Consider the following 11,746-nt stretch of genomic DNA (forward strand, 5'->3'; position numbering starts at 1 on the left):
ATTCTTCATAGGACTCGCCTCTCTTTACTCAGATGCCGGTTTGCTTTCTCTACAGATTAAGCATGGCACATTGTTAGGGGGGCGGGTCCATCTTATTTCCTACCTGTAGGAGCTCGGTCTCCGAGCGATTTTTTGCTTAATCCAACCGTTCGATAATGGTTGAAATCCCCTGACCCATACCGATACACATGGTTGCCAGACCTAGTCTGCCGCCCTTGTCTTCCAGTATGTTCAGCAAGGTGGTGCTGATACGGGTGCCAGAGCAGCCCAGTGGGTGACCCAGTGCAATCGCGCCACCATTCAGGTTCACCTTGTCATCCATTTTGTCCAGCAGCTTCAGGTTTTTCAGTACCGACAAGCCCTGTGCAGCAAAGGCTTCGTTCAGCTCAACATAATCGATATCTTCGATTTTCAGGCCGGCCTTTTTCAGCGCTTTCTGGGTAGCAGGTACCGGACCAAAGCCCATGATCGATGGATCGCAACCAGCCACACCCATGCTGACAATACGGGCACGCGGTTTCAGACCCAATTCCTGGGCTTTAGCCGCTGACATAATCAGCATGGCGGACGCACCGTCGGAATAGGCTGATGAAGTCCCTGCGGTGACCGTACCCACTTTCGGCACGAATACCGGCTTGAGCTGGCCCAGGGTTTCCACCGTCGTCTCCGGGCGAATCACTTCGTCGTAGGTTAGCAGGGATTTAAAGCCCTTTTCATCATGCCCTTCAACCGGCAGGATTTCGTTATCAAAGCGGCCTTGCAAGCGGGCTTCATAAGCCAGGCGATGTGAACGGGCGCCCATCTCATCCTGCATCTCACGGGTGATGCCGTTCATCTTGCCCAGCATCTCGGCTGTTACACCCATCAGCATGGCCGCTTTGGCCGCGTATTTGGATGCCTGCGGATTGATATCCACACCATGGGCCATATCGACATGCCCCATGTGCTCCACCCCACCGACCAGGTAAACATCACCCTGACCTGACAGGATCGATGCGGCGGCGGTGTGCATCGCTGACATGGAAGAACCACATAAGCGGTTGACTGTTTGCGCCGCAACCGTATGTGGCAAACCGGCAATCACCGCGGCGTTACGGCCAATGTTAAAGCCCTGCTCCAGGGTCTGGTTTACGCAGCCCCAGATAATGTCATCTATATCAGCCGGGTTCAGCGCCGGGTTGCGTTTCAGAATACCCTGCATCACCGCCGCAGACAGCCCTTCAGCACGAACATTACGGAAGGAGCCACCTTTGGATCGGCCCATCGGGGTACGTATGGCATCCACGATTACCGCGTCATTAGGTTGTAAAGTCATCAGAATTCCTCCGTTATTCGCCGAAATAGGTTTCGCCGTTCGCAGCCATCTGCTGCATACGTGCGGTTGGCTGGTACAGCGGACCTAAGTCCGCATAAGGCGCAGCCATCTCCAGGAAGGCCTGCAAGCCCATCTGATCGAGGTAATGCAACGCACCACCACGGAACGGCGGGAAGCCGATGCCATAAATCAGACCCATATCGGCCTCAGCCGGGGTGGCCACTATGCCATCTTCAAGACAGCGAACTGTTTCGATACACAGAGGAATCATCATTCGGGCAATGATCTCTTCATCGCTAAAATCACGCGCTGCGCCAACAATCCCTTCCAGCAGCGCCGGAACCGATTCATCAATCAGCTTGACCTGCTTGCCGCGACGGTCCAGCTCGTAGCGGTAAAAGCCCTTGTCATTTTTCTGACCATAGCGTTCCTGTTTATACATGCGATCTATGGCATTTTCGCCTTCATGTCCCATGCGATCCGGGAAGCCTTCGGCCATAACCGCATCCGCATGATGACCGGTATCGATACCCACTACGTCCAGCAGATACGCTGGCCCCATAGGCCAACCGAACTTTTCCATCACTTTATCTACGCGGGTAAAATCGGCGCCATCACGCAGCAGCAGACTGAAACCGGCAAAGTAAGGGAAAAGTACCCGGTTCACCAGGAATCCCGGGCAGTCATTCACCACGATCGGGGTTTTACCCATGGATTTGGCATAGGCCACGGTACGGGCGATCGCCGCTTCAGAGCTTTGCTCACCACGAATGACTTCGACCAGCGGCATGCGGTGCACCGGGTTGAAAAAATGCATACCACAGAAATTTTCCGGGCGCTGCAGTGATTTCGCCAGTGCTGTGATTGAGATGGTCGAGGTATTGGAAGTGATAATCGTGTCATCACTGACCTGCTGCTCCACTTCAGCCAGAACTGCCGCTTTGATTTTGGCATTTTCCACAACAGCCTCAACCACCAGATCGACACGACCAAAGTCACCATAACTCAGGGTCGGGGTAATCTGTGTCAGCACTTTGGCCATCTTCTGTGCATCCATACGGCCACGTTTAACCTGGCCGTTCAGCAGTTTGGTGGCTTCATCAAGACCCAGCTGCAAAGCTTTATCATTGATATCCTTCATCAGGATCGGCACGCCCTTGGAGGCAGACTGATAAGCCACACCGCCGCCCATAATACCTGCACCCAACACAGCCGCCAGCTTCACCGGCGTAGTATCTTTCTCAAAGGCTTTGCTGACTTTTTTAACATACTGATCTTTTAAGAACAGACCCACTAATGCCTTGGTCACACTGTTGGTTGCCAGCTTGGCAAAGCCTTTGGCTTCGACCTGAATGGCTTTATCGCGGGTCATATTGGCGCTCTTCTGAATCGAATTCAGTGCCGCCATAGGTGCCGGATAATGTGGTCCAGCTTTGGCACCGATAAACCCCTTGGCGGATTCGAACGCCATCATCTGTTCAACCTGGTTTAACTTGATCGCGGTAGTCTTTTCAGTACGACGCGCCTGGTAATCAAACACACCATCTGCTGATTTAGTCAGCAGATCCAATGCAGCATCACGCACAGCCTCAGTGGCAACAACAGCATCAACAGCACCATCTTTCAGTGCATCTGCTGCACGTTTTTCCGCACCACCACAGATCCACTCATTGGCATTATCCACACCGATCAGGCGCGGCAGGCGTACGGTGCCACCCCAACCCGGGTAGATACCGAGCTTCACTTCCGGCAGTCCTACCTTGGCCTTGTCACCCATCACCCGGAAATCGGTAGACAGGCAAAGTTCGAAACCACCGCCCAGCGCAATACCATTAATGGCGGTGACTGTCGGGCAAGGCAGGTCTTCAATGGCATTGAAAATCTCATGTAATGACAGCAGATGTTCAACAATGCTCTCTTCCGACTGATCAAACATCTGGCTGAATTCAGTGATATCGGCGCCGACAATAAAACAGTCTTTGGCACTACTGAACATGACACCCTTGACGTCCGCTAACGCGCTAATGGCGGCAACGGCTTCACGCAGTTCATTCAGTGTCAATTGATTGAATTTATTAACACTGTCACCCTGCAAGTCAAACACTACCTCAACGCAACCACCATCAATCTGGCGCGCTGTAATCGCTTTACCTTGATAAATCATTCCTGCTCTCCTGTATTAGAGACTTGCTTCCAGTTCGGGAACCGCGTCGAACAGATCGGCGACCAGTCCATAATCAGCCACCTGAAAAATCGGTGCCTCTTCGTCTTTGTTGATCGCAACGATCACTTTGGAATCTTTCATACCCGCCAGATGCTGAATCGCACCGGAAATACCTACGGCGATATACAGATCAGGCGCCACCATCTTGCCGGTCTGCCCTACCTGCATATCATTCGGCACATAACCCGCATCCACCGCCGCACGGGATGCACCCACCGCCGCACCCAGCTTGTCGGCCACTCGGTACAAGAGGTCAAAGTTTTCACCCTTACCCAGGCCACGACCACCCGACACCACAGTACTGGCCGCGGTTAACTCCGGACGATCAGATTCGGCCAGCGCTTCATGACTGAAGCTGACATCAGCACTGTCAAATACCTTGTCCAGCATCTGTACAGAGGCGTTGCCGCCGTCAGCCGCAACCGGATCAAAGGCGGTGCCACGCACTGTCATGACTACGACAGGATCACTGGTTTCGACTGTGGCGATGGCATTTCCGGCATAAATAGCGCGTTTAAAGCGTTGTGGTGACTCAACGGCCATCACATCAGTCAACTGGTTAACGTCCAATAGCGCGGCAACCCGCGGCAGGATATTTTTACCCGTAGTGGTCGATGCGGCCAGAATATGGCTGTAACCTTCCGCCTGATCCAGCAGCAATTGACTGATATTTTCAGCCAGCTGATGGGCATAGGCCGGTGCATCGGCACAGAGTACCTGAGTGACGCCCGCCACTTTGGCGGCCTGCTCTGCAACGGCAGCGCAGTTGTGTCCCGCCACCAGCAGGGTGATGTCTTTACCTATCGCCTGAGCGGCGGCCAATACATTCAGGGTCACTGGTTTGAGTCCCTGATTATCATGTTCGGCCAGTATTAGAATACTCATGCAATCACCTTTGCTTCATTGCGCAGCTTGTCAATCAACTCTGCGACAGAACCCACTTTAATACCCGCACTACGCTGTGCCGGGGGCTCCACCGATACCAGGGTGATGTTGGACGCGACCGTAACACCCAGTTCCTCAGCCGTCTTGACATCCAGCGGCTTTTTCTTGGCTTTCATGATGTTTGGCAGGGAGGCATAACGCGGTTCATTCAGGCGTAAATCGGTGGTGACAACGGCTGGCAAGGTGACGTTGAGGGTTTGTAAGCCCCCATCTACTTCACGCGTGACCTGTAGTGTTTTCCCGTCAATCTTCACTTCTGAGGCGAAGGTAGCCTGAGGACGATCAAGCAGGGCGGCCAACATCTGGCCGGTCTGGTTGTTATCCGAATCGATAGCTTGCTTGCCCAGTAAAATCAGATCAGGCTGTTCAGCTTCTGCCACCTTAGCCAGCAAACGTGCCACTGACAGGGCATCAGGAGCCGCCTCGGTATCAATACGCAAGGCACGATCAGCCCCCAACGCCAGGGCGGTTCTAAGCTGTTCTTCACAGGACTTGTTACCGATGGATACCACCAGAATTTCCGTGGCAATACCTTGTTCTTTAAGGCGTACCGCTTGTTCAACCGCGATTTCACAGAAGGGGTTTAACGCCATTTTGACATTGGCGAGATCAACATCGCTACGGTCAGCTTTGACACGAACCTTGACGTTGTAATCGATCACGCGCTTTACGGCGACGAGTATTTTCATTATTACTCCTCTGATTGTTATTTTTTTCAAGGGTAACAATATGCGTCAGAGTGTCGCTTTTAACAATAACAAAATCCACCCGCTTGCATGACAAAAGCGATCACTCTAAGAAAGACAATATTATTTTTTCGGCTTTTGCATAAACGCCATAAACGCGGCACGTGCTTCATCTGAGCTTAAACGGGCCGCAAAAGCATCCACTTCAGAGACCAGCACCGACTGTAAACGGTTATCATCATGCTGCTTCAGCATCGCTTTGCTCTGTTGCACCGCCTCGGCCCCCATGCTGGCCAATGCGCGCGCTTTATCCATGGCAAAATCGATCACCGAACCTTGTTCTACACACTGATTCACCAGCCCGACTTCAACCGCTTGCTCAGCGCCAAACGCCTCTCCCAACACTAGCAGTTCAAAGGCTTTGCGATGACCCAGGCTGGATGGCAACAACAGACTGGTGCCACCCTCCGGCACCAGCCCCATGCGCGTGAAGGGTAGCTGAAAGCGTGCGCTGGCATCCGCATAGACCAGATCACAATGCAGCAGCATGGAAGTACCGATACCTATAGCCACACCCGATACAGCCGCCACAACCGGCTTGGGGAAGGTTGAAATGCATTGCAGAAAGCCCAGCGGGATACGAATTTTCTCAGGATCATTGATCGCCGCGACAAAGTCATTAATGTCGTTACCGGCGGAAAAATCACTGCCACTGCCACTCAGCACCACCACTCGCACGCCAGCATCTTTGGCAGCAGCATTCAGTGCGTCAGTCAGGGCCTGATACATCGCACCGGTCAGGGCATTTTTTTTACCGGGTCGATTCAGCGTCAGATGTAAAATACCCTGCTGCTGCACTGTTACTATTACGGCATCCGTCATTTTGCTTGCTCCAGATAACCACTAGAGAGCTGTGCAAAGTGATCAGTGGCATCCCGATACTCATCCTGCAGACGTTCCACTAACTCAGCCACTGGCGGTGCATCGGCAATCGAACCCACACCCTGCCCGGCTGACCAGATACTTTTCCAGGCGCTGGCACCACCTTCCGGTGCCTGTAATTCCTCACCCAGATCTACTTTTTTCTTTTCACCACTGTCCGGCTCCAACCCTGCTTTTTCCAGGCTTGGTTTGAGGAAGTTGGCCCAGATACCGGATATTTTCGGTGTGTAAGTGATATCAGCGGCACTGGATTCAACAATCATCTGTTTGTATTCAGGGTTGGCGCGGCTTTCCCGGGTATTGATAAAGCGTGTACCCATGTAGGCCAGATCAGCACCCATCATCTGCGCAGTCGCGACATCCTGCCCCGTCGACATGGAGCCTGACAGAATTATAGTGCCCTGATAAAACTGACGAATTTCAGCCAGTAAAGCAAAGGGGCTCAGGGTACCGGCATGACCACCGGCACCGTTACACACAGCGATCAAGCCATCAACACCCGCCGAAGCGGCTTTTTTAGCATGACGCACATTGATCACATCATGGAACACCAGCCCGCCATAACTGTGCACAGCATCGACGAGATCCTTGACCGCCCCCAGGGAAGTAATAATCAACGGTACTTTGTGTTTGATGCAGAGTTCCAGATCAGCCTGCACCCGCGGGTTGGTATGGTGTACGATCAGGTTAACTCCAAAGGGTGCCGCTTTTTTGCCTGTTTCTGCTTCAAAACTGTCCAGAGCTTCACGTATCTGTATCAGCCAGGACTCAAAACCCTCACTGCTACGCTCGTTCAGCGCCGGAAATGTCCCGACGACGCCAGCTTTACAGGCCTCGATAACCAGCTCCGGACCTGACACCAAGAACATCGGTGCCGAAATTAAAGGCAAGCGCAATCTGCCCTGAAAGGATTCGGGGATACTCATGTTGTTATTCTCCGTGTTAAACGCTGAGCACTAGCCGTTTGGCGGCTCAGCCAAGTAGAGTTCCGGCAAATATTGCTGCACTGCCGGTGAATTTTGTGCCCAGGTATGGCAGGTATTCAGCAATCCCTTGGCACCCAGTTTGACCATATCCTCATCACCACTGGGCCAAAGTGTCTGGATGGCCGTAGTTGTCAGAGGTTTCAGCAACTCATTCAGGTGGGTGCAGCCTTGAACGCCCCCGGTCAGCTCCAGCGCTTTGCGGTGCCATCCTGAACCTATCCGTGTACCTTCCAAGCGCTTATAGACAGCCACGATACCAGGGCACATCTGAAAGGGTGTGGCATCCATGCTGGCCTCTACCTGATGAATTTTCAGACTGCGGTCCAGTGTCAGACGCATACGGATATCATGAAAATACTCACCCGCTGCAACAAAACCGCCACGCTCAGGGTTATCCAGTGTATTAGTCTTTTTATCGGTCATTCGGGCTTCAATATCCCAAAGACCATCTTCCCGCTCATAGCCTTCACAAACGATCTGACGACGGTGGTGAAGCTTACGGCGAACGGGTTTAGACAAGGGCATGTATTTCTCCTGAAATCTGTAGAGCAGAACTCAAGCCACCTTGTCAGCGGCCTGCTGCTCCTTAAGCTTACGCCTGAGTACCTTACCCACATTGGTTTTGGGCAGGTCGGCAACGAATTCGATATATTTGGGTATTTTATACCGAGTCAGGCGCTCTTTACTCCAGTCTTTCAGTTCTTTGATATCCGGTATTTCATCTCTGGCTACGGCAATAAGTTTAACCGCCTCGCCACTGTGCTCATCGGCTACACCGATGGCAGCGCATTCAAGAATCGCAGGGTGCGAACAAAACACATCTTCCACCTCATTCGGGTAGACATTAAAACCCGATACCAGAATCATATCCTTGGCGCGATCGACTATGCGCAGATAGCCTCCTGGTTCACGAACCGCCACATCACCGGTCATAAAGTAGCCGTCATCGGTAAAGCAAGCCTTAGTTTCGCGCTCTCGCTGCCAATAGCCCACCATCACCTGTGGACCTTTAACACAGAGTTCACCTGGTGTTCCGTCTTGAACCGGCTCACCCTCCGGGTCAAGAATAGCGACTTCAGTGGCCGCGACAGGTACACCAATGGTACCTAATTGAATCGCACCTGGTCGGTTGATTGAAACCACCGGAGAGGTTTCCGTAAGACCATAGCCTTCCATAATCTCGCAGCCGGTAACCTGTTTCCACAGATCCGCCGCCTTATGAGTTAAAGCACAGCCGCCTGAAATCGTCAGAGTAAACTGGCTAAAATCGATATTTCTGAAGCCAGGATGATTGCACATACCAATAAACAGCGTATTCAGACCCATAAATGCGGTCATTTGCCATTTCTTCAGCTCTTTGACAAAGCCATCAATATCACGCGGATTAGCGATCAATACGCTATGTCCACCATAGCCCATCACCACCAACGAAATAGTAAAGGCATAAATATGATACAGCGGCAAAGGTGCTATGGTGGTTTCAACACAACCGACAGGTGCCTCATCGAGGACATCCACTCCCTGGAGCATATTCGATATCAGATTTGCGTGGCTGAGCACAGCGCCTTTGGAAAGTCCGGTAGTGCCACCGGTATACTGCAACACAGCGGTATCGGATGGTTTAATACTGACAGGCTCTGGCTGTTGCCCGATATACTTCAGCAACACTTGACGCAGATGCAGTGCACCCGGGAGATAAAACTCTGGCTCCATCTTTTTTAGATATTTAACCGCGGCATTGAGCAGATGCCGTTTTACAAACCCATGCAGATCTCCCACCTGAGTCAGAAACACTTGCTCTATAGCAGTATTGGCCAGAATTTTTTCGGCATTGTGCGCCATGCTTTTATGAATCACCAGCGCCCGGGCTCCCGAGTCGATAAACTGATGTTGCATTTCCCGCGGGGTATACAGGGGGTTAGTATTCACAACCACCAAGCCAGCTTTTAGTGCACCAAACAGTACTACCGGATACTGAATCAGGTTGGGTAGCTGAATCGCGATTCTATCACCTGGCTTCAGGTCGGTTTCGCGCTGCAGATAAACTGCAAACGCATCCGCCAGTTGGTGCAATTCAGAATAGTTCAATGTACGCCCAAAGCTGGTATAAGCTGGTTTCGGCGCATAGTCTTTGCAGGTACGCTCAAAGACATCAACTATATTACTGTAACCATAGTGATTGAGGGATTCAGGAATATGACTTCCACGTTGGTTATCCATAATAGGATCCTGATTTTATTTTTATAAATGCAAAAAAGTTAGCTGTATTATAGCAGTTGGATCAGCTTGCCAGCTGTGCAAGCCGATCCGGTACAAATCAACTAGGTGGGAAAATTGAGGTCAAACGTGTAGCCAGCATAATATCACCATCAGCCTGGATACGACCGGTCATAAAAGCCTGCATACCATCTGTCTCACCGCTCATGACCTCTTCTAATGTCTGGCCATCCATCGTCAGGGTAACACTGGGATCACTGTGTTCACCCTGCTCCACCTTACAGCTGCCGTTATCTACGCTAACATTCCAGGCTTCACCATCAGTAATCTGATATTGAAACACAGCACTTAGATCACCTGCGGCGCTGCTATTGAAACGCTGTTGCATTGCTGAGAAAACTGCATGTAAATCTGCCATAGTCGGGGCCTCTGCTGTTCGGGATTTGGTTTTATAACGCTTGGCATTCAAGCTCAGCGCCGCGGACAGCACACGCTGTCCGGCCTTGGTTCGTAATAACGCTTTCATTATCCACCCACTGCCTTAGAAGGCAAAATGCTCTGAGTCAAGTTCCATCAGATTATCGGCACCGGATAGCATCACTTCGGCCAGTGTTCGTGTGCGTGGCAGTAGGCGCTCAAAGTAGAAACGCGCTGTCTTCAGTTTGGCGTGATAGAAATCGGCATCACTCGGGTTTTCCGTCAGTTTGCGCATCGCCACTTCCGCTTGACGTGCCCAGAGCCAGGCCAGGGTGATATAACCGGAATACATCAGATACTCGACTGATGCCGCCCCGACCTCTTCGCGGTTTTTCATCGCTTTCATACCTATCTGCAGTGTCAAATCGCCCCACTCTTTATTTAAGCGCGACAAGGCACTGACAAACGGCTGCATCTGTTCATTATCCGTTTGAGACTGACAGAATTTGTGGATGATTTTGGTGAAGCGTTTGAGCAGCTCACCTTGAGACATGAGTACTTTTCGGCCTAATAGATCCAGTGCCTGGACCTGCGTAGTGCCTTCATAGATGGTCGCAATACGGGCATCACGCAGGTTCTGCTCCATACCCCACTCGGCAATATAGCCATGCCCACCAAACACCTGTACCCCATGACTGGCAGATTCCAGACCAGTTTCAGTCAGAAACGCCTTGGCGATAGGCGTCAACAACGACAGCAGATCTTCAGCTTCCTGTTTTTCTTCAGCCGTTTGCGCCAGCTTGGCACGGTCTACCTGCTGAGCGGCGAAATAGATCAGTGCACGACCGCCTTCAGCAAAGGCTTTTTGGGTCAGCAGCATGCTGCGTACAGCTGGGTGTACGATAATAGGGTCAGCCGCTTTATCTGGATGTTTGGGTCCACTCAAAGCACGCATTTGTAAACGGTCGCGAGCATAAGCAAGCGAATTCTGAAAGCCCCACTCCGTATGCGACAAGCCCTGCAAGGCCGTACCAATACGTGCCGTGTTCATAAAAGTGAACATGCAATTAAGGCCCTTATTAGGTGGACCGATAAGATAACCCGTTGCACTATCAAAATTCATTACACAGGTAGCATTGCCGTGAATACCCATCTTGTGTTCGATAGAACCACAGCTGACCGCATTGCGCTCACCGACATTGCCTTCGGCATCTGGCAGGAATTTGGGCACGATGAACAAGGAGATACCCTTGGTACCGGCGGGTGCATCTGGCAGACGCGCCAGCACGATATGGACAATATTACCGGCAAGATCATGCTCGCCCGCAGAGATAAAAATTTTGGTGCCACTGATACGGTAGCTACCATCGTCGGCCGGTTCTGCTTTAGTACGCAGCATGCCCAGATCCGTGCCACAGTGTGCTTCAGTCAAACACATGGTACCGGTCCACTCACCGGATACCAGCTTGGTCAGATAGGTTTGCTTCTGCTCCTGGGTGCCATGGGCTTCAAGGGTATTCATAGCACCGTGGCTTAATCCCGGATACATGCTCCAGGACCAATTGGCACTGCCGACCATTTCATTAATGAAAATGCCTAACGACTCAGGCAACCCCTGCCCACCCCATTCAGGGTTATGAGCCAGAGAAGGCCAGCCACCCTCAACAAAGGCCTGATAAGCTTCAGCAAAGCCATCCGGTGTTTTCACCTCACCCTCGTTAAACTGACAGCCTTGCTGATCACCTACCTGGTTAAGCGGTGACAACACACGCTCAGCAAATTTCGCACCCTCTTCGAGGATGGCAGAGACCATATCTGGGGTAGCCTCTTCACAGCCGGGTAAACTCTGGTAATGTTGTTCCAACTCCAGCACGTCATTCAGCATAAACTGCATATCGCGTAGGGGAGCTTTATATTCGGCCATAACGCAAACCTCATCTTATCGTTATTGTACTTAAGTTATGTACAGAATGGACGAAATGCCGCAATCTACCAATAACAAAAGCTACCAATA

10 protein-coding genes are annotated in these 11,746 nt (G+C 51.6%); all 10 read right to left on the reverse strand.

Annotated elements, in window-relative coordinates; translation table 11 throughout:
- Positions 1–136: 136 nt before the first annotated feature.
- The 10 genes from fadA to ACN0R1_RS08620 all read right to left on the reverse strand — a co-directional run bounded on the left by fadA (position 137) and on the right by ACN0R1_RS08620 (position 11,656).
- On the reverse strand, positions 137–1,315 hold the full coding sequence (gene fadA, locus ACN0R1_RS08575) for an acetyl-CoA C-acyltransferase FadA (RefSeq protein ID WP_417581887.1): 1,179 nt from the start codon (positions 1,313–1,315) through the stop codon (positions 137–139).
- Between the two features lie 13 nt (positions 1,316–1,328).
- The gene (fadB, locus tag ACN0R1_RS08580) at positions 1,329–3,479 is read right to left on the reverse strand and encodes a fatty acid oxidation complex subunit alpha FadB (protein WP_417581889.1); all 2,151 of its coding nucleotides are present in this window, start codon (positions 3,477–3,479) and stop codon (positions 1,329–1,331) included.
- A gap of 15 nt (positions 3,480–3,494) precedes the next feature.
- Entirely contained in the window at positions 3,495–4,424 is a 930-nt protein-coding gene (locus ACN0R1_RS08585) for an electron transfer flavoprotein subunit alpha/FixB family protein (RefSeq protein ID WP_417581891.1), read from the reverse strand.
- Positions 4,421–5,173: an electron transfer flavoprotein subunit beta/FixA family protein gene (locus tag ACN0R1_RS08590; protein ID WP_417581893.1), complete on the reverse strand. Its 753-nt coding sequence runs from the start codon at positions 5,171–5,173 to the stop codon at positions 4,421–4,423. Before ACN0R1_RS08590 ends, ACN0R1_RS08585 begins: the two co-directional genes overlap by 4 nt.
- 120 nt (positions 5,174–5,293) lie before the next feature.
- The gene (locus tag ACN0R1_RS08595) at positions 5,294–6,052 is read right to left on the reverse strand and encodes an enoyl-CoA hydratase-related protein (protein ID WP_417581895.1); all 759 of its coding nucleotides are present in this window, start codon (positions 6,050–6,052) and stop codon (positions 5,294–5,296) included.
- Positions 6,049–7,038 carry an NAD(P)H-dependent flavin oxidoreductase gene (locus tag ACN0R1_RS08600; protein WP_417581897.1) on the reverse strand — a complete coding sequence of 330 codons (990 nt, stop codon included), beginning with the start codon at positions 7,036–7,038 and terminating at the stop codon, positions 6,049–6,051. Before ACN0R1_RS08600 ends, ACN0R1_RS08595 begins: the two co-directional genes overlap by 4 nt.
- Before the next feature lie 30 nt (positions 7,039–7,068).
- A complete protein-coding gene (locus ACN0R1_RS08605; protein ID WP_417581899.1) occupies positions 7,069–7,623 on the reverse strand; it encodes a DUF2889 domain-containing protein in 555 nt (184 codons plus the stop codon).
- A 30-nt stretch (positions 7,624–7,653) separates the two neighbouring features.
- Positions 7,654–9,318 carry an AMP-binding protein gene (locus tag ACN0R1_RS08610; protein WP_417581901.1) on the reverse strand — a complete coding sequence of 555 codons (1,665 nt, stop codon included), beginning with the start codon at positions 9,316–9,318 and terminating at the stop codon, positions 7,654–7,656.
- A gap of 97 nt (positions 9,319–9,415) precedes the next feature.
- A complete protein-coding gene (locus ACN0R1_RS08615) occupies positions 9,416–9,841 on the reverse strand; it encodes an SCP2 sterol-binding domain-containing protein (protein ID WP_417581903.1) in 426 nt (141 codons plus the stop codon).
- Between the two features lie 15 nt (positions 9,842–9,856).
- On the reverse strand, positions 9,857–11,656 hold the full coding sequence (locus tag ACN0R1_RS08620) for an acyl-CoA dehydrogenase C-terminal domain-containing protein (RefSeq protein ID WP_417581905.1): 1,800 nt from the start codon (positions 11,654–11,656) through the stop codon (positions 9,857–9,859).
- Between the last annotated feature and the right edge of the window lie 90 nt (positions 11,657–11,746).

Origin of the sequence: Nitrincola sp. (assembly GCF_048264025.1) — a bacterium.
In the GTDB taxonomy this organism is placed as follows: domain Bacteria; phylum Pseudomonadota; class Gammaproteobacteria; order Pseudomonadales; family Balneatricaceae; genus Nitrincola.

What these genes read in the sequence shown, in the direction of transcription:
- fadA (WP_417581887.1), bottom strand. Translation starts at nt 1,315, where the DNA reads ATGACTTTACAACCTAATGACGCGGTAATCGTGGATGCCATACGTACC.
- fadB (WP_417581889.1), bottom strand. Translation starts at nt 3,479, where the DNA reads ATGATTTATCAAGGTAAAGCGATTACAGCGCGCCAGATTGATGGTGGT.
- ACN0R1_RS08585 (WP_417581891.1), bottom strand. Translation starts at nt 4,424, where the DNA reads ATGAGTATTCTAATACTGGCCGAACATGATAATCAGGGACTCAAACCA.
- ACN0R1_RS08590 (WP_417581893.1), bottom strand. Translation starts at nt 5,173, where the DNA reads ATGAAAATACTCGTCGCCGTAAAGCGCGTGATCGATTACAACGTCAAG.
- ACN0R1_RS08595 (WP_417581895.1), bottom strand. Translation starts at nt 6,052, where the DNA reads ATGACGGATGCCGTAATAGTAACAGTGCAGCAGCAGGGTATTTTACAT.
- ACN0R1_RS08600 (WP_417581897.1), bottom strand. Translation starts at nt 7,038, where the DNA reads ATGAGTATCCCCGAATCCTTTCAGGGCAGATTGCGCTTGCCTTTAATT.
- ACN0R1_RS08605 (WP_417581899.1), bottom strand. Translation starts at nt 7,623, where the DNA reads ATGCCCTTGTCTAAACCCGTTCGCCGTAAGCTTCACCACCGTCGTCAG.
- ACN0R1_RS08610 (WP_417581901.1), bottom strand. Translation starts at nt 9,318, where the DNA reads ATGGATAACCAACGTGGAAGTCATATTCCTGAATCCCTCAATCACTAT.
- ACN0R1_RS08615 (WP_417581903.1), bottom strand. Translation starts at nt 9,841, where the DNA reads ATGAAAGCGTTATTACGAACCAAGGCCGGACAGCGTGTGCTGTCCGCG.
- ACN0R1_RS08620 (WP_417581905.1), bottom strand. Translation starts at nt 11,656, where the DNA reads ATGGCCGAATATAAAGCTCCCCTACGCGATATGCAGTTTATGCTGAAT.